General features: G+C 67.4%; 23 protein-coding genes. 17 read left to right on the forward strand and 6 right to left on the reverse strand.

Annotated elements, in window-relative coordinates; translation table 11 throughout:
• Positions 1-7: 7 nt before the first annotated feature.
• The 3 genes from BVIR_RS10310 to BVIR_RS10320 form a co-directional block, all read right to left on the reverse strand.
• Positions 8-451, reverse strand: a complete 444-nt coding sequence (locus BVIR_RS10310; RefSeq protein ID WP_236823591.1) for an Lrp/AsnC family transcriptional regulator — start codon at positions 449-451, stop codon at positions 8-10.
• A 280-nt stretch (positions 452-731) separates the two neighbouring features.
• Positions 732-1,976 (reverse strand): CaiB/BaiF CoA transferase family protein, encoded by a 1,245-nt coding sequence (locus tag BVIR_RS10315; protein WP_055037589.1) that lies wholly within the window; start codon positions 1,974-1,976, stop codon positions 732-734.
• Between the two features lie 13 nt (positions 1,977-1,989).
• Complete coding sequence (locus tag BVIR_RS10320) at positions 1,990-3,171, reverse strand: acyl-CoA dehydrogenase (protein WP_055038818.1); 1,182 nt, start codon at positions 3,169-3,171, stop codon at positions 1,990-1,992.
• Between the two features lie 143 nt (positions 3,172-3,314).
• Between BVIR_RS10320 and BVIR_RS10325 the strand changes: the two genes are divergently transcribed.
• The 6 genes from BVIR_RS10325 to BVIR_RS10350 all read left to right on the forward strand — a co-directional run bounded on the left by BVIR_RS10325 (position 3,315) and on the right by BVIR_RS10350 (position 10,303).
• Complete coding sequence (locus tag BVIR_RS10325) at positions 3,315-4,232, forward strand: LysR family transcriptional regulator (protein WP_055037590.1); 918 nt, start codon at positions 3,315-3,317, stop codon at positions 4,230-4,232.
• 14 nt (positions 4,233-4,246) lie between these two features.
• Positions 4,247-6,091, forward strand: a complete 1,845-nt coding sequence (locus BVIR_RS10330; protein ID WP_055037591.1) for a sensor histidine kinase — start codon at positions 4,247-4,249, stop codon at positions 6,089-6,091.
• The gene (locus tag BVIR_RS10335; RefSeq protein ID WP_055037592.1) at positions 6,088-7,440 is read left to right on the forward strand and encodes a sigma-54-dependent transcriptional regulator; all 1,353 of its coding nucleotides are present in this window, start codon (positions 6,088-6,090) and stop codon (positions 7,438-7,440) included. Before BVIR_RS10330 ends, BVIR_RS10335 begins: the two co-directional genes overlap by 4 nt.
• A 214-nt stretch (positions 7,441-7,654) precedes the next feature.
• The gene (locus BVIR_RS10340; RefSeq protein WP_055037593.1) at positions 7,655-8,623 is read left to right on the forward strand and encodes an ABC transporter substrate-binding protein; all 969 of its coding nucleotides are present in this window, start codon (positions 7,655-7,657) and stop codon (positions 8,621-8,623) included.
• Between the two features lie 8 nt (positions 8,624-8,631).
• Positions 8,632-9,453: an ABC transporter permease gene (locus BVIR_RS10345; RefSeq protein WP_055037594.1), complete on the forward strand. Its 822-nt coding sequence runs from the start codon at positions 8,632-8,634 to the stop codon at positions 9,451-9,453.
• A 13-nt stretch (positions 9,454-9,466) separates the two neighbouring features.
• Positions 9,467-10,303: an ABC transporter ATP-binding protein gene (locus tag BVIR_RS10350; protein ID WP_055037595.1), complete on the forward strand. Its 837-nt coding sequence runs from the start codon at positions 9,467-9,469 to the stop codon at positions 10,301-10,303.
• Positions 10,304-10,696: 393 nt separating this feature from the next.
• On the opposite strand, the gene BVIR_RS10355 is transcribed toward BVIR_RS10350, so the two are convergent.
• On the reverse strand, positions 10,697-11,650 hold the full coding sequence (locus tag BVIR_RS10355) for a GNAT family N-acetyltransferase (RefSeq protein WP_236823592.1): 954 nt from the start codon (positions 11,648-11,650) through the stop codon (positions 10,697-10,699).
• A 213-nt stretch (positions 11,651-11,863) separates the two neighbouring features.
• Between BVIR_RS10355 and BVIR_RS10360 the strand changes: the two genes are divergently transcribed.
• From BVIR_RS10360 to BVIR_RS10400, 10 genes are all read left to right on the forward strand, one after another.
• Positions 11,864-12,412, forward strand: a complete 549-nt coding sequence (locus BVIR_RS10360) for a GNAT family N-acetyltransferase (RefSeq protein ID WP_082416982.1) — start codon at positions 11,864-11,866, stop codon at positions 12,410-12,412.
• Positions 12,413-12,650: 238 nt separating this feature from the next.
• A complete protein-coding gene (locus BVIR_RS16870; protein ID WP_156331039.1) occupies positions 12,651-12,821 on the forward strand; it encodes a hypothetical protein in 171 nt (56 codons plus the stop codon).
• A gap of 121 nt (positions 12,822-12,942) precedes the next feature.
• Positions 12,943-14,226 carry an NAD(P)/FAD-dependent oxidoreductase gene (locus tag BVIR_RS10365; RefSeq protein ID WP_055037596.1) on the forward strand — a complete coding sequence of 428 codons (1,284 nt, stop codon included), beginning with the start codon at positions 12,943-12,945 and terminating at the stop codon, positions 14,224-14,226.
• A 143-nt stretch (positions 14,227-14,369) separates the two neighbouring features.
• Positions 14,370-14,720, forward strand: a complete 351-nt coding sequence (locus BVIR_RS10370; RefSeq protein ID WP_055037597.1) for an ArsR/SmtB family transcription factor — start codon at positions 14,370-14,372, stop codon at positions 14,718-14,720.
• A gap of 317 nt (positions 14,721-15,037) precedes the next feature.
• Positions 15,038-15,439, forward strand: coding sequence for a DUF2177 family protein (locus tag BVIR_RS10375; protein WP_055037598.1), 402 nt, complete (start codon positions 15,038-15,040; stop codon positions 15,437-15,439).
• Between the two features lie 184 nt (positions 15,440-15,623).
• A complete protein-coding gene (locus BVIR_RS10380) occupies positions 15,624-15,998 on the forward strand; it encodes an MAPEG family protein (protein WP_055037599.1) in 375 nt (124 codons plus the stop codon).
• Positions 15,999-16,150: 152 nt separating this feature from the next.
• Positions 16,151-17,449: an NAD(P)/FAD-dependent oxidoreductase gene (locus BVIR_RS10385; RefSeq protein ID WP_055037600.1), complete on the forward strand. Its 1,299-nt coding sequence runs from the start codon at positions 16,151-16,153 to the stop codon at positions 17,447-17,449.
• Between the two features lie 6 nt (positions 17,450-17,455).
• Positions 17,456-18,454: a DUF1365 domain-containing protein gene (locus tag BVIR_RS10390; RefSeq protein ID WP_082416983.1), complete on the forward strand. Its 999-nt coding sequence runs from the start codon at positions 17,456-17,458 to the stop codon at positions 18,452-18,454.
• Positions 18,455-18,456: 2 nt separating this feature from the next.
• Positions 18,457-19,686, forward strand: a complete 1,230-nt coding sequence (locus BVIR_RS10395) for an SAM-dependent methyltransferase (protein WP_055038820.1) — start codon at positions 18,457-18,459, stop codon at positions 19,684-19,686.
• A complete protein-coding gene (locus tag BVIR_RS10400) occupies positions 19,676-21,013 on the forward strand; it encodes an MFS transporter (RefSeq protein WP_055037602.1) in 1,338 nt (445 codons plus the stop codon). The genes BVIR_RS10395 and BVIR_RS10400 overlap by 11 nt, the downstream gene beginning before the upstream one ends.
• 1 nt (position 21,014) lies before the next feature.
• Here BVIR_RS10400 and BVIR_RS10405 read toward each other — a convergent pair whose 3' ends face one another.
• Positions 21,015-21,788 carry an SDR family NAD(P)-dependent oxidoreductase gene (locus tag BVIR_RS10405; RefSeq protein WP_055037603.1) on the reverse strand — a complete coding sequence of 258 codons (774 nt, stop codon included), beginning with the start codon at positions 21,786-21,788 and terminating at the stop codon, positions 21,015-21,017.
• Complete coding sequence (locus BVIR_RS10410; RefSeq protein ID WP_055037604.1) at positions 21,785-22,447, reverse strand: ChrR family anti-sigma-E factor; 663 nt, start codon at positions 22,445-22,447, stop codon at positions 21,785-21,787. The genes BVIR_RS10405 and BVIR_RS10410 overlap by 4 nt, the downstream gene beginning before the upstream one ends.
• 302 nt (positions 22,448-22,749) lie before the next feature.
• Between BVIR_RS10410 and BVIR_RS10415 the strand changes: the two genes are divergently transcribed.
• Positions 22,750-23,217 carry a DUF2269 family protein gene (locus tag BVIR_RS10415; protein ID WP_055037605.1) on the forward strand — a complete coding sequence of 156 codons (468 nt, stop codon included), beginning with the start codon at positions 22,750-22,752 and terminating at the stop codon, positions 23,215-23,217.
• Positions 23,218-23,339 lie beyond the last annotated feature (122 nt).

Consider the following 23,339-nt stretch of genomic DNA (forward strand, 5'->3'; position numbering starts at 1 on the left):
CGAAATGTCAGGGAGCGCTCCTGTCGCGTGGGTTCTTCGTCGCCGGCGGCACCGGCAATGCGGTGGTGGCCTTGATGCGCTCCATCGCAAACCGCGAGGTGACGTTCTTCAGCGGCACGACGCTGATCAGGCGCTTGTAGAACTCGTCATAGGCCGCCATGTCCGCCACCACCACCCGCAGCATGTAATCGACGTCGCCGGCCATGCGGTAGACGTCCATCACCTCCGGGATCGCGACGATGGCACTGGCAAAGGTCTCCAGCCATTCCTTGGAGTGGTCGCCGCTCTCGATCGACACGAACACGGTGAGGCCGAGGCCGATCTTCTCCGGCGACACCAGCACCGCGATCAACGCCGTCGGCACCGTGCCTGCGAAGAAAGAGCCCAGCGCGACAACGCCGAAGCGGCTGAGGCCGGCGGCGAACAGCTTGTGCGAGTTGCCGTAGCGCACCTTGTCGATGACGACATGGTCGCCAACCTTCAGCAGCGTCCACAGCGTCGCCGAGATTGCGCAGTCTAGACATTCGAGACGTCACGACCGTGCCGCCCATTTCGGAAGACATTGCGCCACGGCTCATTTGGCGGTAGCCGCGGAGGGCTTTGGTGCGCAGAGGGAGACTCGTGCTTCCAGCTGGCGCAGCGCAGCCATTTCATTCTTCAAGGCGGCGAAAAAGAGAGAGCATCGCCCCACGCACCTTCACTGTCAGCCGCCCTTCACCGTCAGCCGCGCGTCAGCGCGCCGGCGTTGCCGAGCACACTGTGCCGTCGATGACGCCACGGGCCTTGAGATCGGCGATCTCGTCGGGGCCGAGACCAAGCAGTCCGCTCAACAGCGCCTCAGTGTCGGCGCCGAGCAGCGGCGGCGACCGGCGATAGGACACCGGCGTTTCCGACAGCCGGATGGGATTGGCCACGACCTTGACCTCGCCCGCCAGCGGATGCGGGATGGTGGCGGCAAGGCCGCGATGGCGCACCTGCTCGTTCTCGAACACCTGGTCGAGGCGGTTGATCGGGCCGCACGGTACGCCGGCCGCTTCCAGCGCGGCGATCCAATCCGGGGTGGTGCGGGTGGCCATCACCAATCGCAGCCGCGCGACCAGGTCGTCGCGGTTGCGCACCCGCTCGACATTGGTCGCGAAGCGCGAGTCGTCGGCGAGTTCCATGCAGCCGGCGGTGGCGCAGAAGCGTCGGAACTGGCCGTCATTGCCGACGGCGAGGATGACATGGCCATCGCGGGTGGCAAACGCCTGGTAGGGTACGATGCTGGGATGGGCATTGCCCATGCGCTTCGGCACAACGCCGCCCACCAGATAGCTACTGGCCTGGTTGGCCAGCACCGCGATCTGGACGTCGAGCAACGCAAGGTCGATGTGCTGGCCCTGGCCGGTGCGATCGCGATGGGCCAGCGCGGCCAGCACCGCCACCGTGGCGTAGAGCCCGGTGAACACATCGGCGAGCGCCACCCCCACCTTCATCGGTTCGCCGTCGGCGTCCCCGGTCAGGCTCATCAGCCCGCCCATGCCCTGGACCAGGAAGTCGTAGCCGGCACGGCTCGCCAGCGGGCCGTCCTGACCGAAGCCAGTGATCGAGCAATAGACCAGGTTCGGCCGCACCGCGCGCAAGGACGGATAGTCGAGGCCATATTTGGCAAGGCCACCGACCTTGAAGTTCTCCAGCACCACGTCGCACTGCGCCGCCAGCCTGCGGATCAGCGCCTGCCCCTCGGGATGGGTGAAGTCGACGGCAAGCGACTGCTTGCCGCGGTTGGCGGCGATGAAATAGGCGCTCTCGCCGGTGTCGTTGCCTGCGGCATCGCACAGGAACGGTGGCCCCCAGTGGCGGGTGTCGTCGCCCTCGCCCGGTCTCTCGATTTTGATGACCTCGGCCCCGAGGTCGGCCAGCATTTGGCTTGCCCAGGGACCGGCCAGCACCCGGCTGAGGTCGAGAACACGAAGATGCGACAGCGCCCCGGTCATCCCCGCCTCCGCTTTATGCCGAGAACGCCTGTAGCCCGGTCTGGGCCCGGCCGAGGATCAGGGCGTGGACGTCCTGGGTGCCCTCGTAGGTGTTGACCGTCTCCAGATTGACCATGTGGCGGATGACGTGGAACTCGTCGGCGATGCCGTTGCCGCCGTGCATGTCGCGGGCGACGCGGGCAATATCGAGCGCCTTGACGCAGTTGTTGCGTTTGATCAGCGATACCCCCTCCGGCGCCCAGGTGCCTTCGTCCATCATTCGGCCCACCCGCAGCGCCGCCTGCAGCGCCAGCGTGATCTCGGTCTGCATGTTGGCGAGTTTCAGCTGGATCAGTTGTGTCGCCGCCAGCGGCCGGCCGAACTGCTTGCGGTCGAGGGTGTACTGGCGCGCGGCGTGCCAGCAGAATTCGGCGGCGCCGACCACGCCCCAGGCAATGCCGAATCGCGCCTTGTTGAGGCAGCCGAACGGCCCGCCGAGCCCCGTCGCGCCCGGCAGCAGATTTTCCTCGGGCACGAACGCCTCGTCGAGCACCACCTCGCCGGTGACCGAAGCGCGCAGGCTGAGCTTGCCCTCGATCTTCGGGGTGGAGAAACCGCGCGTGCCGCGCTCGACCACGAAGCCCTTGATCTTGCCGTCGTGGGCCTCCGACTTGGCCCAGACCACAGCAATGTCGGCTATCGGGCTGTTGGTGATCCACATCTTCTGGCCGCTCAGCTGGTAGCCGCCGTCGACCTTGCGCGCAACGGTGCGCATGCTGCCGGGATCGGAACCGGAGTCGGGCTCAGTGAGGCCGAAACAGCCGACGATCTCGCCCTTCGCCAGCCGCGGCAGCCAGCGGATTTTCTGCTCCTCGCTGCCATAGGCATAGATCGGATGCATCACCAGCGAGGACTGCACGCTCATCGCCGAGCGGTAGCCGGAATCCACCCGCTCGACCTCGCGGGCGATCAGGCCATAGGCAACGTGGCTGACCCCGGCGCCGCCATAGGCCTCCGGCAGGGTCGGCCCCAGCATGCCGAGCGCACCCATTTCAGACATGATCTCGCGGTCGAACCGCTCCTCGCGATAGGCGGTCAGCACCCGCGGCTGCAGCTTGTCCTGGCAATAGGCTCGCGCCGAGGCGGCGATCAGCCGCTCGTCCTCGGTCAGTTGCTCGTCGAGAAGGAAAGGATCGTCCCAGCGGAACGTCTGCACGGCGTCGCCTCCCGGATATTGTTGCCCCGCCGCCGGCGGGTGTTCGCGCACAGTGCCTGAGCCGGGCCCTCATGCAAAAAATATCTTGTGTATATGCGCGATAACGTTCCCTTATATCGCGGCATCGCACATTCCGAGGCCCGATGGTCGACACCCGCCAGCTGCGCTATTTCATCAGCATTGTGGAGCAGGGCTCGCTGTCGCGCGCCGCCGAGACACTGCACGTCGCCCAGCCAGCGCTCAGCCTCCATCTCAAGCGGATGGAGGAGGAGTTCGGCTGCCAGCTGGTGCTGCGGACCAGCCGCGGCGTGGTGCCGACCGAGAGCGGCCAGCGCCTCGCCCAGCGTGCCCAGGAGGTGCTGGAGACCATCCACCGCCTTGCTGACGAGGTGCGCGGGCTGGAGGCGGTGCCGACCGGCCCGGCAGTGATCGGGGTGCCGACGTCGCTCGGGCCAATCCTCACCGTGCCGCTGGTCAAGCTGGTGCGCGAGCGCTGTCCCGAGGTGCGGCTGCGGGTGGTCGAGGCACTGTCGGGCCATATGCAGGACTGGGTGCTGAGCGGGGAACTCGATCTCGCGGTAGTGTTTGGCGAGGCGCCGCCGCCCGGGCTCAGCGTGCGGTTCCTCGCCCGCGAAAGCCTGTGCCTGGTCGGCCCGTGCGACGACGCACTGACGCGCGGCCGGACCGAAATCGACCTCGACGGTGTACTCGACCTGCCGCTGATCCTGCCGGGCCTGCCGCACGGGGTGCGGGCGGAGGTCGAGCGGGTCGCCATGCGCCGCCGCCGCCCGCCCAACGTCATCGTCGAGCTCGACTCGCTCGACCAGATCAAGACGCTGGTCGCCGACGGCGTCGGCTACACCCTGTTGTCGCCACGCTACGCCGGCCACGGCGCAATCGTCACTCGGCTTGCCATCGTGCCAGTGGTGCGCCCCAGCGTCGAGCGCACCATCTCGCTGGCGCACGCCGCCAGCCGACCGCTATCCATTGCCGCCCGAGCGGTCAACGACCTCCTGCTCGACCTCGTCGCCCGCCACACCTGCGACGGGCGCTGGGTGTAAGGCTGGCTGCGATCATGGTTGCCCCGCGTCGTCCCCTTCTGCCCGCGTCGCTGCGCCGGACCTGGCTGTGGGCCAGCCTTGGCGCCCTGGCCGGGGTGGCGGTGATGGTGTTCGCCTATGATTGGGCTCGCACCGCAGCGATCGAGGACGCCCGCACCCGCGGCGCCCAACGCCTCCGGCTCTACTCTGCCACCATCCGCACCGCGATTGACCGCTATTCCTACCTGCCCACCATCCTGGCGATGGACCCGGAATTTCGCCGGGTGTTGAGCCACCGCTCGCCCGAGGCGGTTGCGACCGCCAATGTCCGGCTGGAGAAGATCAACGTCGCCGCCCGGTCGGCGAACCTTTACGTCATGGCGCCCGACGGCGAGACCATTGCCGCCAGCAACTGGAACTCGCCGCTGTCCTATGTCGGGCAGAACTACGGGTTCCGCCCCTATTTCACCGACGCCCGCGCGCTCGGCGCCGGTCGCTTCTTCGGGGTGGGGCTGACCACCCGCCAGCCCGGCTATTTCCTAGCTGCAGCGATCCGCGACGGCGCCGGCACCTTCCTCGGCGCTGCGGTGGTCAAGGTCGACCTCGAAGGGCTGGAGCACGATTGGGCGCTGGCCGGCGAACACGTCTATGTCACCGACCACAACGGCGTCGCCATCCTCGCCAGCGTGCCGGCGTGGCAGTACACTATCGAGGCAAGAATCGACGACGCCACGGCGGCACGGCTGGCGATCGCCCGGCGCTACGGTGTCCGGCAGATCCGCGAAATGAGCCTCGTCGACCTCGGCGCGCTCGGCGAGGGGGCGCGGCGCCTCATGCTCGGCGAACGCGCCTTCCTCGCCCAACGCCAGCCGGTGCCGGGCGAGAACTGGCAGATCCATTACCTCACCGGCTGGGACACCATTTCCGACAAGGCGCGCGCCACCACCGCAATGGCCGGGTCTGGATGGGCGGTGGCCGTGCTGTTCCTGCTCTATCTGCGCCAGCGTCGGCTCGGCATCCGCGCACGTGCCGATGCCCAGGCCGCGGTCGAAGCGGCGCTGCGGCAGGCCCGCGACGATCTCGAGCGCACGGTCGAGATCCGCACCGCCGCGCTGCGCGCAGAGGTGGCCGAACGCGAGAAGACCGAGCGCCATCTGCGCGCCACCCAGGACGAGCTGATTCACGCCGGCAAGATGGCGGCGCTCGGCCAGATGTCGGCGGCCATGGCGCACGAAATCAATCAGCCGCTGACGGCGCTGCGCACTTTTTTGGCGAGCACCCGCATCTTCGCCGAGCGCGGCGACCAGGCCAGCCTGTCGGCCAATTTTTGCATGATGAACGAACTGGCGGAGCGGATCGCCAAAATCACCCAGCATCTCAAGGTGTTCGCCCGCAAGAGCCCGATCCTGTTCCAGACGGTCGATCTCTCCCAGGCGCTCCAGCGCGCCCTGTTCCTGCTCGACGGCCAGATCCGGGCGGCCGGGGTCGACGTCGAGCTGGCGCTGGATCCGGCGCCGCTGGCTGGGGATCTGCTGCGTCTGGAGCAGGTCTTCGTCAATCTGATCCGCAACGCCCTCGACGCCATGCAGGGCTCGCCGCGCCGCCGGCTGGCAATCCACCTCGCCGCCGAGGCGGGCTGGTGCGTGACCCGCATCGCCGATTCCGGGCCGGGCATCGACCCGGCGGTGATGGACCGCCTGTTCGAGCCGTTCTTCACCACCAAGTCGGTCGGCGAAGGGCTGGGCCTCGGCCTGTCGCTCTCCTACGGTATCATCCGCGACATGGGCGGGACGATCCACGCCGAGAACATCGCAGCCGGCGGCGGGGCGGCCTTCATCATCCGCCTGCCGCTCGCCGGCCAACCGGGCGAGGCGACATGACCGAACGCGGCCGGGTGCTGTTCGTCGACGACGAGGGGGCGATGCGGCTGGCGGTGAGCCAGTGGCTGACGCTCGCCGGCTTTCAGGTGAGCACGTTCGCCAGCGTCGAGGCGGTGCTGGCGAAGATCAGCCGCGAGTTCGACGGCGTCGTCATCTCCGACGTCAAGATGCCCGGCCGCGACGGGCTCGATCTGCTCGGCGTGGTGACGCAGCGCGACCCCGACCTGCCGGTGATCCTGGTCACCGGCCATGGCGACGTGCCGCTGGCGGTCGAGGCGATGCGACTTGGCGCCTACGATTTCCTCGAAAAGCCGTTCGTGCCGGAGCGGCTGGCCGAAAGCGTCGCCCGCGCCTGCGAGAAGCGCCGTCTGGTCGGCGAGAACCGCCGCCTGCGCACCTCCTCGCGCCACGATCTGGCGACGCGGCTGATCGGCACCTCGGCGGCGATGGAGAAGATTCGCGCCGACATCGTCGACCTCGCCGGCACCGGCCTCAACGTGGTGATCGTCGGGGAAACCGGCAGCGGCAAGGAGCTGGTGGCGCGCTGCCTGCACGACGTCAGCGGCCGCAGCGAGAAGCGCTTCGTCGCCGTCAACTGCGCCGCCATTCCGGAGGCGATGTTCGAGGCGGAGTTCTTCGGGCACGAGGCCGGCGCCTTCACCGGCGCGATCCAGCGCCGGGTCGGCAAGTTCGAATTCGCCGATGGCGGCACCCTGTTCCTCGACGAGATCGAGAGCATGGCGCTGCACCTGCAGGCCAAGGTGCTGCGCGCGCTGCAGGAGCGCTGCGTCGAGCCGCTCGGCGCCAACCGGGTGGTGCCGGTCGACGTCCGCACCGTAACCGCCGCCAAGCTCGATCTGCGCGACGCCGCCCGCGACGGCGGCTTCCGCGAGGACCTCTATTACCGCCTGAACGTCGCGGAAATCCGCCTGCCGCCGCTGCGCGAGCGCAAGGAGGACATCCCGCTGCTGTTCGAGAGCTACGCCCACCGCGCCGCGCTGGCGCACGGCCGCGAGCCGCGCTCGCTCGCCGAGGTCCAACTGCACGACCTGATGGCGCACGACTGGCCGGGCAATGTGCGCGAGCTGCGCAACGCCGCCGAGCGCTTCGCACTCGGGCTCGGCGTCTCGCTGGCGGCCGCCCCGCCCGCCGCCGGCGTCGACGCCAGCCTGCAGGCCCAGGTCGCCGCGTTCGAGAAGGCGGTGATCGAGGCCGCCTTCGTCCGGGCCAAGGGCGAGGTCGCGGAGGTGATGCGCCTGCTCGGCCTGCCGCGCCGCACCCTCAACGAGAAGATGGCCCGCTACGCCATCGACCGCCACCGCCACCAGCGATCGGCGGAAAACCGCTGATCTGACGGCCCGGCATCGGCAAGTTTCCGCCGATATGCGACCGCATGGCGAAGGCCAAGCATGTGATTTCGGATAGTTGCCATACTTATCTGTCTTGGCACACCCTTTGCTAGATTTTTTGCGAACGCTACGCGCATCGCGCGCGGCCAACAATACGCCCGGCGACCGCCGACTCCGGCGGCCGACCTTGCGATCTTGAGGGAGGACCACTGCGATGAAGCTGTTTCGTCATGCGTTCCTGGTCGCGCTCGGCCTGCTCGCCAGCGTGCCGGCCAAGGCCGAGGACGTCGTGCGATTGGGCAACCTGAAGTTCGCCCACTACGGCGCGGTGTCGTACATGAAGGAGATCGGCCCGAAATACGGCCTCAAGATCGAAGAGCGGGTGTTCGCGAAAGGGCTCGACATCCAGCCGGCGATCATCGCCGGCGAGATCGACATCGGCGCCAGCGCGTTGGAGGCTGCCATCGCCGGGCGCGCCGGCGGCGTGCCGATCTTTGCGGTGGCCGGCTTCGCTCGCGGCGGCGCGCGCATCGTCGCCCGACCGGGCCTCGGCATCACGTCGATCGCGGACCTCAAGGGCAAGAAGGTGGGCGTGACCCGCGGCGGCCCGCAGGAGCTGCTGCTGATCGCCGAGTTGCGCCAGCACGGCCTCACATGGTCGGACAAGCCCGGCAAGGACGTCCAGGTCCTTTACATGGTCTATCCCGACCTCAACCAGGCGCTGGCAGCGGGGAACCTCGACGTCATCTCCCAATCCGAGCCCTACGCCTCGCAGTTGCTCAACCGAAATCTCGCGACCGAAGTAATCAAGCCCTACGATACCCCGATGGGCGAGCCGATGCGCGCGCTGGTGATGTCGGAAAAATTCTACACCGAGAAACCCGACGTCGCGCTGCGCACGCTGATGGCGTTCGTCGAGGCTACCAGCGCCTTCATCGCCGATCCCGCGCTTGCGGAAACCTACGTCCGCACCTCGATGTTCAAGGGGCAGATCAGCGCCGAGGACTTCCGCGACGCCATGAACAATGCCGCCTTCACCTACGACCTCACGGTGGATCAGGTCGATACCGTCACCCGCATGATGCAGGAGACCGGGGTCGGCCGCATGGCCAAGCCGCCGGTCGCCGCCGAGTGGGTGAAAGTCGACCTGCTCGAAAAAGCCAAAGCGTCGTTGAAGAAGTGAGGCCGGCGATGACCCGCAACTCGCTGAAGGCCATGGCCACCGGCGCGATCGTGCCGGTGATCGGCGTGACCCTGTGGCAGATCATCGCCGCCAGCGGCCTCGTCAACCACAACCTGCTCGCCGGCCCGCTAGACGTGGTGGTGCGATGGTGGGCCTATCTCGCCCCGGCCGAACCCTACGACCCAGCCCAGTCGAGCTGGCTGGCGTGGGCGGTGTCGGGCGAACTGCTCTCCGACGCCGTCGCCAGCCTCTACCGCGTGCTGCTGGGCTTCCTGATCGGCTGCGCGCTGGCGCTGCCGCTCGGCATGCTGATGGGAGCGTCCGACCGCATCTACCGGCTGGTCAACCCGACGGTGCAGATGCTGCGGCCGATCCCGCCCATCGCCTACATTCCGGTGGCGATCCTGTGGTTCGGCCTCGGCAATCCGCCGGCGGTGTTTCTGATCACCATCGGCGCGTTCTTCCCCGTTCTCATGAACACCATCGCCGGCGTGCGCAATGTCGACGGCATCTATGTCCGCGCCGCGCGCAACCTCGGCGCCGGTCCTTTCACCCTGTTCTGGCGGGTGATGCTGCCGGCGGCGACGCCGTACATTCTCACCGGCGCCCGCATCGGCATCGGCACCGCCTTCATCGTGGTGATCGTCGCCGAAATGATCGCGGTCAACAGCGGCCTCGGCTTTCGCATCCTGGAGGCGCGCGAGTACTTCTGGTCCGACAAGATCATCGCCGGAATGCTCACCATCGGCCTGCTCGGGCTGGCGATCGATACCGGCATGAGCCAGCTCAATGCGCGGCTGCTGCGCTGGCACCGCGGCCTTGAACACTGACGGGAGGAACGAGATGACCACGACCCACGCCACCCTCGCTCCCACCATCAAGTTCCCGACCACGCAGATCGTCATCGACGGCGTCGACAAGCGCTTCAGCACCTCCGGCCAGGAGGTGGTGGCGCTGCGCGGCATCGACCTGTCGATCCGAACCGGCGAGTTCATCTGCCTGCTCGGGCCGTCGGGCTGCGGCAAATCCACCCTGCTCAATGCCATCGCCGGCTTCAGCCCGCCCAGCGCCGGGCGCATCACCGTCGACGGCGTGCCGGTTCGTGAACCGGGGCCGGATCGCGGCATGGTGTTCCAGGAATACGCGCTGTTCCCGTGGATGACGGTGGCGAAGAACATCGCCTTCGGCCTGGAGATCAAGGGCGCCGACAGGGCGGACATCGAGCGGCGCACCGCCCTGTTGATGGAGAAGCTGTCGCTGTCGGATTTCCGCGACCGCTACCCCAAGGACCTCTCCGGCGGAATGCGCCAGCGCGTGGCGATCGCCCGCATCCTGGCGCTCGACTCGCCGATCCTGCTGATGGACGAGCCGTTCGGCGCGCTCGACGCCCTCACCCGCCGCACCTTGCAGGACGAGCTGCTGCGGATCTGGCAGGAGGACCGCAAGACCGTCATCTTCGTCACCCATTCGATCGAGGAGTCGATCTATCTCGCCGACCGCATCGTGGTGATGACGTACCGGCCCGGCACCATCAAGACCATTGTGCCGGTCACCCTGCCCAGGCCGCGCGACACCAGCCTCGGCGATTTCAACGAGCTGAAGCGAGAACTGTCGCGGATGGTGATGGAGGAGCAGCAGCGGTTCACCGACGACGAAATCAGGCACGCGGCGGTCGACTGATCCGGCCTCCGGATGATCACGTCGATCCCGGAAACAACCTCGCCGGAAAATTCCTGATCGGACCGGGATTTTCCGGCGACGGACGGCGAAACTCCGGACTGATCGGCGAGATGTCGTATCGGTTGGCCACCGGAAGAACCGACCCGCCGGGGATGAAACCGCCGGTCGTTCCGGGCGAAGCGAAGCTGAGACTCCGAACCATGATCCGCGACGTTTCCGGCAGCGGCAGCGCGAGCGATGCCGCGCAGCTAGCGGCGATGCGGGCGACGGCAAGCCTCGCGGATCATGGGTCCGATCGCGCGGCTTCGCCGCTTGTCCGGGACGTCGGACGGCACGGCGCCGTGGCGCGCAGCGTGCACGGTTTCTGTTTAGACCAGCCGTCGCGCCTCGCGCTCAACCGAGCTCGAACGTCGTCACTCCGAACAGCCCGCCGAGGTCGGTGTCCGGCGCACGGCCGGCATACATGCGCGCGGTCTCGAACGCCGGCTCGAAACCGAGGCTTTCCACCAGCGCCACCGCCGCTGGATTGATCTGTGGCACGTCGAGGATCACCGGCTCCGGCAGCGGCGGGCCGTTGAGACCCGCCAGCAGCGCCAGGGCGCAGCCGGCATCCTCCGCATAAAGCGGGCCGACCTTGGTGCCGCGCCGGCAAGGCCGTGCCACCGCGAGGCCCGCCAGCGCGCCAGCGCGCAACGCCACCTTCGCACGGTGGCCCGGCAGCGTCAGCCAGCGCGCCAGGAAGACGTGCCGCGCGGCGGGAAAAAAGCGGCGGTCGAACGCCGCGATGCGCTCGAACGGCACTGTTGCGGCGTCGGCGATCGCGACACCCGCTGCACGCGGCAGCGGCGGCAGCACGCCTTCGAACCGCACGTTCCGCCACGCCAGCCGAAAGCCGGACTTGCGGTAGCTGTCCTGCTGCGCCACCACGCCATCAAGGCCAACGGTGCGGCCCGCGAGCCGCGCCATGCCGGCCTGCCACACCGCTTTGCCAAAGCCCCGCCCCCGCATCGCGGGATGGGCAATGTAGAAGCCGACAAAGCCGAAACCGTCGCCGTACCTGACCGCCGACATGCAGGCGACCGGCGTCCCGGCGTATTGCGCGAGCAGGAAGCCGCCGGGATCGGCCGGATAGAACGCCTCGGCGTCCGCAAGGCCGGGATTCCAGCCCTCGGCGGCCGCCCAGTCGACGGCGAGGTCGAGCTCGGGCCGCTCCATCGGGCGGATGAGGATCGATGTGCCCATGGTGGCAGTGTAGCGCGGCGACGGCGCCTTGGCACGCGCCCAGCGGCCCGCCGCCATCGCCGCGACGCTCACCGCTGCTAGCGGGCGGTTTCGAGCCGCTAGCATATCCGAACGTTCCTATATTGCATTTTCTTGATATGGTGGCCGATACTGGCCCGCCCCGCTCTCGTCACCGTTCGCTGCAACGCACAACCGCCCTGGCGCGTCCGCCGATCCGATTGAACCGTGCGGCCGCGCCAAGCCTTCGAGTTATCGCATTCTCCTTCGCAGAACCGGCAACCGCTTTTGCGGAGAATGCTCCAACGGGAGTTCCCGGCTATGGTTTCATCCGCCGACGTCAGCGGCTCGATCGTCCGCCTCGGGGCATCCGACGCCGACCGCTATTGCGAGCACCTGCTGCGCCTCGACCAGGCGGCGCGCGAGCTCCGCTTCTTCGCCGAGGTGTCGGATTTCCACGTCGCCCTCCACGCCGGCGCCGCGCTGGCGGACGGCCGGATCGTCATCGGCTACGTCGTCGACGACGAGGTTCGCGGCGCCTGCGAACTGATGCTGAGCGACGAGGTCACCCGCTCGGGCGAAGGCGCGTTCAGCGTCGAGGGCTGCTGGCGGCGCCACGGCATCGGCTCCCGCCTGATGGTCGCGATGATCGACGAGGCGCGACGCAGCGACATACGCCGCATCGAGCTGTCGTGCCTGAAGTCGAACGTGCCGATGCAGTGCCTCGCCGCCGGCTTCACCGACGATCTGCGTATCGAGAACGACACCGTGCTCGCCATTCTGGAGCGCCAGGGCGTCAGCCACGAGGCCGCCGCGGGTCCCGTCGCTGCGGCGCACCCCGATCCGGCGACCGCCGGTCGGCCGCGGTGACCGCGCCGGGAATCGTCCGAGCGCCGATCTTGGAGGACGCGACAGTCTTCCGGTCGCGGAATCTTGCAGCGCACCATCCCGAACCGGCGCATTTTCCGAACTTTGCGAAACTTCGCCTTGCGCATAATAGTCAAATATGAATGTGTGAATAATATAGTGTCTTGGGTGCCGACATCATCGGCCGGCCGCCCGTGACACGTACGGCCAAGCGGCGCATCGGTGCCGCTTGGGAGTTCAATTGATCGCGTTGGGTGGCACGACATCCCGACCGATCGAGCCGGAATTTCGTCGTTCTGTCGCCAAAAAATTCCCTTCCGATCAGGAGTTTTTCGGCGAGGCGGTTTCCACCGATCACGCCGTGATCACCCGGAAACCGCATGAGGTGGTCTCGCGCCACCCGATGGCTTGAGGCAGGAGTTGTTGCACGCCATAATCGAACACATGCTCCAGCCGGAGCGTTGCGGACCGGGATCACAACACAAGGCGACAACGCCGACCCGGTGCCTAAAGGGAAGACTGGGAGAAACGCGGTGGCAAAAATCGTCATCCTCGGCGCCGGCCTCGGCGGCGTCATCATGGCCTACGAAATGAAGGATCAGATGCGGAAGGGCGACAGCCTGACCGTCATCACCAAGGATCCGGTCTATCATTTCGTTCCGTCGAATCCGTGGGTCGCCGTCAAATGGCGCACGCGGGAGTCGGTCGAAGTCGATCTCGCGCCGGTGTTCGCCAGGCGCGGCATCGAGTTCCGGCCGGTGCCGGCGAGCCGGGTGCACCCCGACGACAATCGCGTCGAGCTCGCCGACGGCAGCTCGGTCTCGTACGACTTTCTGGTCATCGCCACTGGCCCGGAGCTGGCGTTCGACGAGATCGACGGGCTCGGCCCGGACGGCTACACCACGTCGATCTGTCACGTCGACCACGCCACCGACGCGGCGGCCAAGTTCGAGGAGTTCTGCAAGAGCCCCGGCCCGATCATCACCGGCGCGGTGCAGGGCGCCTCGTGTTTCGGCCCGGCCTACGAGTTCACCTTCATCCTCGACACCGAGCTGCGCCGCCGCCGCATCCGCGACAAGGTGCCGATGACGTTCGTGACCGCCGAGCCCTATATCGGCCACCTCGGCCTCGACGGCGTCGGCGACACCAAGGGCCTGCTCGAAGGCGAGATGCGCCAGCATCACATCAAGTTCGTCACCAACTCGCGGGTCAAAAAGGTCGAGCCCGGCAAGATGACGATCGAGGAGATCGCCGATGACGGCTCGGTCAAGCGCGAGACCGAGCTGCCGTTCGCGTTCTCGATGATGCTGCCGTCCTTCCGCGGCATCTCGGCGCTGCGCGGGCTCGACGGCCTGGTCAATCCGCGCGGGTTCGTGCTGATCGACGAGCACCAGCGCAACCCGAAATATCCGAACGTGTTCGCGGTCGGCGTCTGCGTCGCCATTCCGCCGGTCGGCCAGACCCCGGTGCCCTGCGGCATCCCGAAGACCGGGTTCATGATCGAATCGATGGTGAGCGCGACCGCCTGCAACATCGGCCAGATCCTCCGCGGCGAGCAGCCGACCCACCAGGGCACGTGGAACGCCGTCTGCCTCGCCGACTTCGGCGATTCCGGCGTCGCCTTCGTCGCACAGCCGCAGATTCCGCCGCGCAACGTGAACTGGTCGTCGTCCGGCGCGTGGGTCCACAACGCCAAAATCGCGTTCGAAAAATACTTCATCCGCAAGATGCGGCGCGGCGAAAGCGAGCCGTTCTACGAGAAGGCTATGCTCGACATCCTCGGGATCGGCAAGTTGAAACGCGCGGCTTCGGAATAGGCGCGGCGGCCGGCGCGCGAAATCGAAACGACGTTGGCGGGCGTTGCGTTGCGCGTTCGAATATTTTGATGTTTCGTTCGCGCCGGCACGGTCGGACGGCGCCGCGACACCGGCCAACGATTTCCACGTTTTCCGAGGATGCCATGGCATCGCCCAAGCTGAAGCCGATCGTCCCCCCGCTCAACCCGGACATGATGCAGGCGAATGCCCGCGATGCCACCGCGCTTCTCAAAGCGCTGGCCCATGAATCGCGGCTCGTCATCCTGTGCCTGCTCGCCGAGGGCGAGAAGTCGGTCAGCGAACTTGAGGGGCTGCTGTCGCAGCGCCAGGCCACGGTGTCCCAGCAGCTCGCGCGGCTGCGTCTCGACGGCCTGGTGGCGACCCGGCGCGAGGGCCAGATGATCTACTACAGCCTCGCCACCGATAATGTGCGCGTGATCCTCGCCGCCCTATACGACATCTTCTGCCAGCCCAAACGCGCGCTCCGGCGCTGAGCGTCGGCCGCGTCGGCCGTTGCCCGGCCCGCCGAGGCTACCGCGCGGGACCCTGGATCGGCGTCCAAGGGACGCCTTTTGCCTGCGCTGGATGCGCGATCGGCCGATGGCGCGGAGCCGAAGGCGGAGGGTCATCAGCCGGCGGCCGTCAGCCATCAGTATAACGCGCTATCGCGCCGCGTTCGACATCCCGCAGCGAATCTTCGCGTCCTCTCCGCGGGTGCTGGAACTCCGCTCGGCGCTATCGATTGTCCAAATTATTCGAACAATCTGTCAGCAGGCAGCATCCAGCTCGGCTGTACCGGAAGGGAAGCGCCATGCAGTTTGGAATAGCCTATATCGCCTCGGTGGCAGCCTTTCTGATTCTTGACTTCATCTGGCTGAGCGCCACCACCTCAACGTTCTACCGGCCACAGCTCGGCGACCTCCTGTTGGAACGGCCCAATTTGACGGTGGCGGCCCTGTTTTACCTCTTCTATGTGGTCGGGGTGGTGGTGTTTGCGGTCATGCCGGCCTACGCGGCGAAATCCTGGCTGACGGCGCTCGGGCTCGGTGCGCTGCTGGGCTTGGTCGCCTATGGCACCTACGACGTCACCAACCTTGCGACCCTCAAGGGCTGGCCGGTGATGGTCAGCGTGGTCGACCTCGCATGGGGCGTGGTGGTCACCGCAACCGCATCTGTCGCGGGCTACGTCGCGTTGCGGACGTTCGGAAATTAGGGCGGCGCCACCTCACGGCATCATAGCGGTCGAACCCCGGACAGCGCTGCGCTCTGCGGCGCCGTGATCCGCGAGGCTCGCCGTCGCTCGAAGGCCGCGGGCATCACCCGAAAGCCGTATCATCCGGCGCCGATCCAGCCAGCTTTGCCGCACGTACCAAATCTCGACGGGGTTGGAGGAACGGATGCAACTGGCATTCTGGTGTGTGCTGGCCATGGGCGTGATGCCGGTGGCGACGGTGGCGATCGCGAAGTGGCGGGGATTGGACAATCACGCCCCGCGCGACTGGGCGCAGTCGATCGACGGCTACCGCCGTCGCGCCTACGCCGCCCACCTCAATCATTTCGAGGCGTTCCCGCTGTTCGCCGCCGCCGTGCTGGTGGCCGCGACCCAGGGCGCGCCGATGACGACGGTCAATGCGCTGGCCGCTGCCGTGGTGCTCGCCCGTGTTGCGTACACCGCGTGCTACGTGGCCGACGCCGCGACCCTGCGCTCGCTGGTGTGGGGCGCCGGCTGGGTGTTGACGCTGGCGATCTTCGTGCTTCCGGCACTCAGTTGATCGGCCATCGTCTTGATCCGCCTTCCGCGAACTATCTCCATCATCGACGACGCCGATGGGCGCGTCGTTGCCCTGGATGAAAACGGATCGCGCGCAGTGCACGCAATTATGCTATCATATTACCATCATTCTTGGCTTCGTGGGAGACGTGCATGCGCATCGCCGTGATCGGGTCCGGCATCGCCGGCAACTCAGCGGCGTGGGCGCTCGGTGCCCGCCACGCGGTGGTGCTCTATGAGCACGAGGCACGGCCGGGCGGCCACAGCCACACCGTCGAGGTCGACTATGACGGCACGCGTGTTGCGGTCGACACTGGCTTCATCGTCTTCAACGAACCGAACTATCCCAACTTCACCGCGCTGCTCGCCCATCTTGGCGTGCCAAGCCACCCCAGCGACATGAGCTTCGCGCTGTCGCTCGACGGCGGCCGCCTGGAATGGTCGGGCCAGTCGCTCGACACCGTGTTCGCGCAGCGAAGCAATCTCGTCACGCCGGGCTTTCTGTGGATGCTGAAGGAGATCTGGCGCTTCAACCGCGAGGCGCCGGCAGCGCGGCGCAAAGGCAAGCTCGACGGGCTGACGCTGGGCGCCTGGCTTGGCCGCCGCCGCTTCTCCCAGCGCTTCATCCACCACTACATCGTGCCGATGGGCTCGGCGATCTGGTCGACCCCGCTCGACCGGCTGCTCGATTTCCCGGCGGCCAGCTTCGTCAGCTTTTTCGAGAACCACCGCCTGGTGAATCTCGAACAGATCTCGTGGCGCACCGTGTCCGGCGGCAGCCGATCCTATGTCGAAGCGCTGCTCAAAGCCTTCCGCGGCACGCTGAGGCTTGACACGCCGGTCGCCACCGTTCGCCGTGCCAAGGCCGGGGTCGAGGTGGTCGACCGCACCGGAAACGTGGAACGGTTCGATCAGGTGGTGCTGGCGACCCACGCCCCGGACACGCTGGCTCTGCTCGCGGACGCCTCCGATGCGGAGCGCGGCATCCTCTCGGCGTTCCCCTACCGGCCAAACCGGGTGTTCCTGCATCGCGACACCAGCCTGATGCCGGCGCGCCGGAAGGTTTGGGCGGCGTGGAACGTCACCGGCGGCACTCCTTCCGCGGCCGACGGCGCGCGCGAGGTCGCCGTCACATATTGGATGAACCGTCTGCAGGGCATCGACCCGGCGCGGCCGCTGTTCGTCAGCCTCAACCCGGTGCGCGAGCCCGATCCTGACCTGGTGTTCCGCACCTTCAGCTACGACCATCCCCAATACGATGCCGGCTCGGTCGCGGCGCAGGCTCGGCTGGAGTCCATCCAGGGCCGCCAGCGCGTCTGGTTCGCCGGCGCCTGGACCGGCTTCGGCTTCCACGAAGACGGGCTGGTGTCGGGGCTCCATGTCGCCGAGGCGCTGGGCGGCGACATCCCGTGGCGCACCGTGCCGCGCGCCTTCGCCACTGCTGCCGAGTGAGGACGCATGTGCCCCTCGCCAGACCGCCCGCTCGCCAGCCTGCGCCCGCCGCCCGCGGCGGCGGCGTCGTTGTACGCGGGCGTGGTGAGGCATGCGCGGCTGCGCCCGGTCGGGCACCGCTTCTCCTACCGCGTGGTGAGCCTGCTGATCGATCTCGACCGGTTGAACGAGGCGGACCGCCAGTCGCCACTGTTCTCGGTCATACAGTTTCCGGCCAATCCGGCCGGAGAACCGTCTTCCGGTCGCCGAAAAACCCCTTCTGATCAAGGGTTTTCCGGCGAAGTCGTTTCCGGGATCCCGAAGGGATCATCCGGAAACGGAATGAGGCGCTTCAATCTGTGGGGCTTTTCCGAAGCCGACCACGGCCCCGGCGACGGCTCCCCGCTCAGGCCGTGGATCGACGATCTTCTCATTGCGTCCGGAACGCCGGTGCCGGCGCGGGTGTTGCTGCTGTGCTATCCGCGGGTGCTCGGCCTGGTGTTCGATCCGCTGTCGGTGTTCTATTGCTACGCGGCCTCCGGCCAGCTTGGCGCCATCATCTATGCGGTGCGCAATACGTTCGGCGAGCGCCACGCCTATGTCTGCCCGGTGCGGCCCGGCCAGGCCTCGCCGGCCGAAATCCGCCAATCCGCCGACAAGCGCTTCTTCGTATCGCCGTTCAACGACCTGGATCAGCGCTATCAGTTCCGCATGCGGCCGCCCGGCGATGACGTCTCGGTTCGCATCCTGCAGACCGACGACCACGGGCCGCTGTTCGCAGCGACTTTCCTTGGCCGCCACCGGCCGCTCGACACCGCGACATTGCTGCGCACATTCCTGGCCATGCCGCTGATGACGGCAAAGGTGCTGGCCGGCATCTATTGGCAGGCGCTGCGGCTGTGGCTGAAGGGCGTCCCGCTCCGCCTGTCGTCCCGCCCGTCGCCGCCCCCGCCCCCCGCCAGCCTCGACGGCACGTTTCTGCCGCTCCGCAGCCTGCCCCACCGTGACCGGAATGACCGAGCATGATGATGACCCCGCCGATGACCGTTTCGCCGGAGATGATCGATAAGGTGGTGCGCGACCTGCCGCGCATGGCGCGCCTGGCGCTCGGCTTCGCCGCCAAGCTGACGCGCGGCACGCTCACCGTGCAATTGCCGGATGGCCGGTCGTTGCTGTTCGGCGGCGCCGAGCCCGGGCCGCACGCCATCATGATCATCAAGGATCTTGGCTTTGCCCGGCGGGTGATCACCTCGGGCGATCTCGGCATCGCTGAAGCCTATCTGCGCGGCGAATGGGAGAGCCCCAACCTGACGCAGTTCCTCCACCTGTTCTGCGCCAATTCCGAACTGACCGAGACCATGCTCGATGGCCGTCCGCTGATGCGGCTGTGGCAGAACTGCCAGCACTGGCTGAACCGCAACACGCGGCGACAGGCGAGGCGGAATATCGAGGCCCACTACGACCTCGGCAACGCATTCTATTCGGCGTGGCTCGATGCCTCCATGACGTACTCGTCGGCGCTGTTCGAAGGCGGCATCAACAGCCTGGAGTGCGCGCAGCGCGCCAAATACCGCCACATCGCCGACGAGCTGGCGCTTTCGCCCGGCCAAAGCGTGCTGGAGATCGGCTGCGGCTGGGGCGGCTTTGCCGAATACGCCGCCGCCGAGCGCGGCTGCCGCGTCGTCGGCCTGACGATCTCGCGCGAGCAGTTCGACTATGCAACGCAGCGCATGGCGGCGGCCGGCCTTTCGGACAAGGTCAGCATCCGCCTGCAGGACTATCGCGACGAGCGCGGCTCGTACGACCGCATCGTCTCGATCGAGATGATCGAGGCGGTCGGCGAATCGTTCTGGCCGACCTATTTCCGCCAGCTGCGCGACCGCCTCGCGCCGGGCGGGCTGGCCGGCATCCAGACCATCACCATCCAGGATCGCTTTTTTGACGCCTATCACCGCAACCTCGATTTCATCCGAGGCTACGTCTTCCCCGGCGGCATGCTGCCGACGCCGTCGATCCTCAAGACGCTCGGCGACCGCACCGGTCTTGCGCTGGTGGGAGAGCGCGAGTTCGGGCTCGACTACGCCACCACGCTGGTGCATTGGCGCGACCGTTTCCGCGCGGCGTGGCCGACGCTGGTGCCGCTGGGGTTCGACGAGCGCTTCCGGCGGCTGTGGGAGTACTATCTTGCCTATTGCGAGGCTGGCTTCCGGGCCCGCAACATCGATGTGCGGCAGATGATCTTCGCCCGTGCCGGCTGATCCGCGCGAGCCCAGCCGCCGCGCGATCCTGGCCTATGCCGCGCCGGCGCTGCCGCTGGCGGCGCTGGCCTTGCCGTTTTACGTGGTGGTGCCGGAATTCTATGCCCGCAGCGTCGGCCTGCCGATCGCCACCGTCGGCGCGGTGCTGCTGGCGGTCCGCATCTTCGACGCCATCACCGATCCCTTGATCGGGCTTCTGGCCGACCGCACCCGCGCCGGTTTCGGCCGGCGGCGGATCTGGGTTTTGATCGCCGCGCCCATCACCGCCGGGGCGGCGGCGATGGTGTTCCTGCCGCCGGCCGGCGCCGGCGCGCTGCACCTGCTGGTGTGGGCCGGGCTGATGTCGCTGGCCTGGACGGCGCTGTCGGTGCCCTATTATGCCTGGGGGGCGGAGCTCTCGACCTCCTATGCCGGCCGCAACCGGGTGGTGGCCGCCCGCGAGACGCTGGCCGTCGTCGGCACGGTGGTGGCGTTGCTGGCGCAGGCGGTCATTCCGGCGTGGTGGGGCGGCGGGCCGGCGAGCGCGCTGGCGGGCCTGGCGGTGCTGGTCGGGCTGGCGCTGCCGGCCACCGCTTGGCTCGCGGTCGCGGCCGCGCCCGAACCGGTCGATCGCTCGACGCAGCGTCTCGGCGCGCGCGACGGCGTCGCGCAACTTCTCGCCAACCGTCCGTTCCGACGGCTGCTGGCGGCGTTCTTCCTCAACGGCCTCGCCAACGGCTTTCCGGCGACGCTGTTTTTGTTCTACGTCGGCGACCGGCTCGGCGCCGCCGATCTCGCCGGGCCGCTGCTGCTGGTCTATTTCCTGTGCGGGGTGGCCGGCGTGCCGCTGTGGCTGGCGCTGGCGCGGCGCAGCTCCAAGCATCGCGCCTGGTCGGTGGCGATGCTGATCGCCTGCGCCGCGTTCCTGGTTGCAGCGTTGCTCGGGCCGGGCGACCTCGGCATTTTCCTGGCGGTGTGCGTGATCACCGGCTTGACGCTCGGCGCCGACATCATGCTGCCGGGCTCGCTGCAGGCCGACGTCATCGACGTCGACACCGCGGCGTCGGGCGAGCAGCGCTCCGGGCTCTATCTCGCCGCCTGGGGCCTCGCCACCAAGCTGGCGCTCGCCGCCGCGGTCGGCATCGCCTTTCCGGTGCTGTCATGGGCGGGCTTTGAGCCGGCCAGCGGACAGGCCAGCGAAACTGGGCTTTTGACGCTGGCGGTGCTTTACGCGGCGGTGCCGGTGGCGCTGAAGCTCGCCGCCATCGCGCTGATGTGGCGCTTTCCGCTTGATGCCGCCGAGCAGGCCCGGCTGCGGGCGGTGATCGAAGCGCGGCGAAGAAGCTGAGCTATTCGGCGGGCTTGTTCCAACCGGTCGCCCGCGCCACCAGCGGAAAATAGAGCCGGTAGGGCAGAAGATTGATCGCCTTCAGAATCCAGGCCAGACGGCGCGGAAAGGTGATCTCGAAGCGATCGGTATCCAGCCCGTCGGCGATGCGCCGGGCGGCCTCCTCGACCGTCAGCAGGAACGGCATCGGAAACGGATTGACCGCGGTCGCCGGGGTGTCGACGAAGCCCGGATTGATCACCTGCACCATCACGCCGTGGCGGTCGCAGTCGAACTTGAGGCTCTCAGCCAGGTTGATCAGCGCCGCCTTGGTGGCGCCATAGGCGGCCGAGGTCGGCAGGCCGCCATAGCCCGCGACCGAAGCGACCACGGCGATGCGCCCGCGCGACCGCGCCAGCATGCGCGGCAGGATCGGGGCCAGCGCATTCACGGTGCCGCCGAGATTGACCGCGAACGTGGTCTCGAACAGTGCGCGGTCGAAGTCTTCGGCGCGCACCGGCATATAGAGGCCGGCATTGAGCACCGCCACGTCGATCGGGCCTTCCTCCGCCTCGATGCGCGCGACCAGCGCCTCGAGCGCATCGGCATTGGTGACGTCGGCAGGCTCGGCGCGGATGGAGCCGTCGAGCCCCGAGGCGGCGGCGACCAGTCCGGCCAGCGCGTCGGCACGGCGCGCGGTCGCCACCACCCGCCGGCCGCGGCGCGCAAGTTCGAGCGCCAGCGCGTAGCCGATGCCGGAACTGGCGCCGGTGATCCAAACGCGGGGGGCGCTCATCCGCGACCGCTCAATCGCGAGAATATCCGCCCGATCGGGCCGGTCAGCTTGACGTGCCCCTCGCTGACCACGAAACAGATGCAGTCCTCATCATCGTCTGCCACCGGCTTGTGGTCGACCGTTTCGTCGGCCACCGCGATGTCGCCGCGCTCATAATGGCCGCTGACGTCTTTGAAGCCGCCTTTCAGCACCAAGGTCGCCTCCAGCCCGGAGTGGGAATGCGAGGGCATCGCCCGGCCGGCGCGGATCCAGAGCAGGCTGGCCTCGCCGTCGGTGCCGCCGAGGTGGCATTCCTTGAGGCCCGGCAACACCGTCTTCCAGGCGACGTCGGCAAGCGGCCGTCCGACCAGCCGGCGGATCGCCGCCGGCAACACCGGGTCTGCCGGCTGGCGCGTTTCGAGCCGGATCGGCGATGGCGGCAACGTGTCCTTGGCCATGATGGTGGCCAGCCACGTGTCGCGGCCGGTCAACGCGATCGGCTGCGCCTCGGCGAGCATAATCCCTCCCATCGTATCGAGATCACGCAAATAGCCATGATTACGGGGCGACAGTTCGAGGTGCGCCTCGATCAGGTTGGACATCGGGCCGCGCAACTTCCCTGCCGCGTAATCGGCCAGGAGTTCGTCAACAGGGCCCCCGGCTTCGGTCGGAAGAGTCATTTCCCTGTTGCCTTTAGCTGGTGCTTTCCTGGGTGATACGCTGCATCCCTGCGATCGGATTAGATTGGCTGCTCAGCATCGCGACGACCGAGCAAGATCACGCCGCATTGGTCGGACATCTTGCCTCCGGCAAACCCGGGGCGGGTCACAGCCACCGCGATGCGAGGCTCGTTCAAACGGCACGCACTCGGTCCAGCAAGACCCGGATTGGCATTGCGAACGTGTGCCGACAATCGTATCATTCAAGATGATCTGAGAATTGTCTTTTCTAGAATAATCCATCAGAAGCGGTCGCTCAACGCATGCTTTATGATGCTCTGAAATCTCTGCATATTGTTGGTGTCGTGCTTCTACTCGGTAACGTTACCATCACCGCATTCTGGAAAGCATTTGCGGACCGGACTGGCGATCCGGCGGTGATCGCCTTTGGTCAGCGCTTGGTTACGATCACTGATTTCGTATTCACCGGAAGCGGGGGCGTTATATTTCTTGCCGGCGGCTTTGGCGCGGCGTGGGCGGGCGGCCTCGACCCGTTCGCGCCCGGCTGGCTGCTGTGGGGACAGGTCTTATTCGTGGTCTCGGGCGCGATTTGGGTTGGCATCCTGATCCCGGCCCAGATCCGCCTGAGCAAGGCCGCCCGATGTTTCGCAGCCGGCGGCTCCATCCCGGACTCCTACTGGCGCGACAGCCGCCTGTGGCTGACCTGGGGCATCATCGCGTGTTTACCCCTCGTCGCGGCGATTTGGGTCATGGTCGCCAAGCCGGGATGAGCCTGGCCGCATGTCCGCGGCCGGCGATCGGTTGGCACAGCCGATCTCGCCCAGCATCGCCAATTTGAGAACCCTCCCGAAAAATCCAAACGCGCAAGGAGAGATGCAGTTCGGACTTTGGC

The sequence above is a fragment of the Blastochloris viridis genome, from assembly GCF_001402875.1.
In the GTDB taxonomy this organism is placed as follows: Bacteria; Pseudomonadota; Alphaproteobacteria; order Rhizobiales; family Xanthobacteraceae; genus Blastochloris; species Blastochloris viridis.

Coding starts and splice junctions, on each gene's coding strand:
- BVIR_RS10335 (WP_055037592.1), top strand. CDS start 6,088: ATGACCGAACGCGGCCGGGTGCTGTTCGTCGACGACGAGGGGGCGATG.
- BVIR_RS10395 (WP_055038820.1), top strand. CDS start 18,457: ATGACCCCGCCGATGACCGTTTCGCCGGAGATGATCGATAAGGTGGTG.
- BVIR_RS10330 (WP_055037591.1), top strand. CDS start 4,247: ATGGTTGCCCCGCGTCGTCCCCTTCTGCCCGCGTCGCTGCGCCGGACC.
- BVIR_RS10325 (WP_055037590.1), top strand. CDS start 3,315: ATGGTCGACACCCGCCAGCTGCGCTATTTCATCAGCATTGTGGAGCAG.
- BVIR_RS10410 (WP_055037604.1), bottom strand. CDS start 22,447: ATGACTCTTCCGACCGAAGCCGGGGGCCCTGTTGACGAACTCCTGGCC.
- BVIR_RS10405 (WP_055037603.1), bottom strand. CDS start 21,788: ATGAGCGCCCCCCGCGTTTGGATCACCGGCGCCAGTTCCGGCATCGGC.
- BVIR_RS10345 (WP_055037594.1), top strand. CDS start 8,632: ATGACCCGCAACTCGCTGAAGGCCATGGCCACCGGCGCGATCGTGCCG.
- BVIR_RS10390 (WP_082416983.1), top strand. CDS start 17,456: ATGTGCCCCTCGCCAGACCGCCCGCTCGCCAGCCTGCGCCCGCCGCCC.
- BVIR_RS10415 (WP_055037605.1), top strand. CDS start 22,750: ATGCTTTATGATGCTCTGAAATCTCTGCATATTGTTGGTGTCGTGCTT.
- BVIR_RS10315 (WP_055037589.1), bottom strand. CDS start 1,976: ATGACCGGGGCGCTGTCGCATCTTCGTGTTCTCGACCTCAGCCGGGTG.
- BVIR_RS10385 (WP_055037600.1), top strand. CDS start 16,151: ATGCGCATCGCCGTGATCGGGTCCGGCATCGCCGGCAACTCAGCGGCG.
- BVIR_RS10380 (WP_055037599.1), top strand. CDS start 15,624: ATGCAACTGGCATTCTGGTGTGTGCTGGCCATGGGCGTGATGCCGGTG.
- BVIR_RS10360 (WP_082416982.1), top strand. CDS start 11,864: ATGGTTTCATCCGCCGACGTCAGCGGCTCGATCGTCCGCCTCGGGGCA.
- BVIR_RS10340 (WP_055037593.1), top strand. CDS start 7,655: ATGAAGCTGTTTCGTCATGCGTTCCTGGTCGCGCTCGGCCTGCTCGCC.
- BVIR_RS10350 (WP_055037595.1), top strand. CDS start 9,467: ATGACCACGACCCACGCCACCCTCGCTCCCACCATCAAGTTCCCGACC.
- BVIR_RS10370 (WP_055037597.1), top strand. CDS start 14,370: ATGGCATCGCCCAAGCTGAAGCCGATCGTCCCCCCGCTCAACCCGGAC.
- BVIR_RS10355 (WP_236823592.1), bottom strand. CDS start 11,650: ATGCTAGCGGCTCGAAACCGCCCGCTAGCAGCGGTGAGCGTCGCGGCG.
- BVIR_RS10375 (WP_055037598.1), top strand. CDS start 15,038: ATGCAGTTTGGAATAGCCTATATCGCCTCGGTGGCAGCCTTTCTGATT.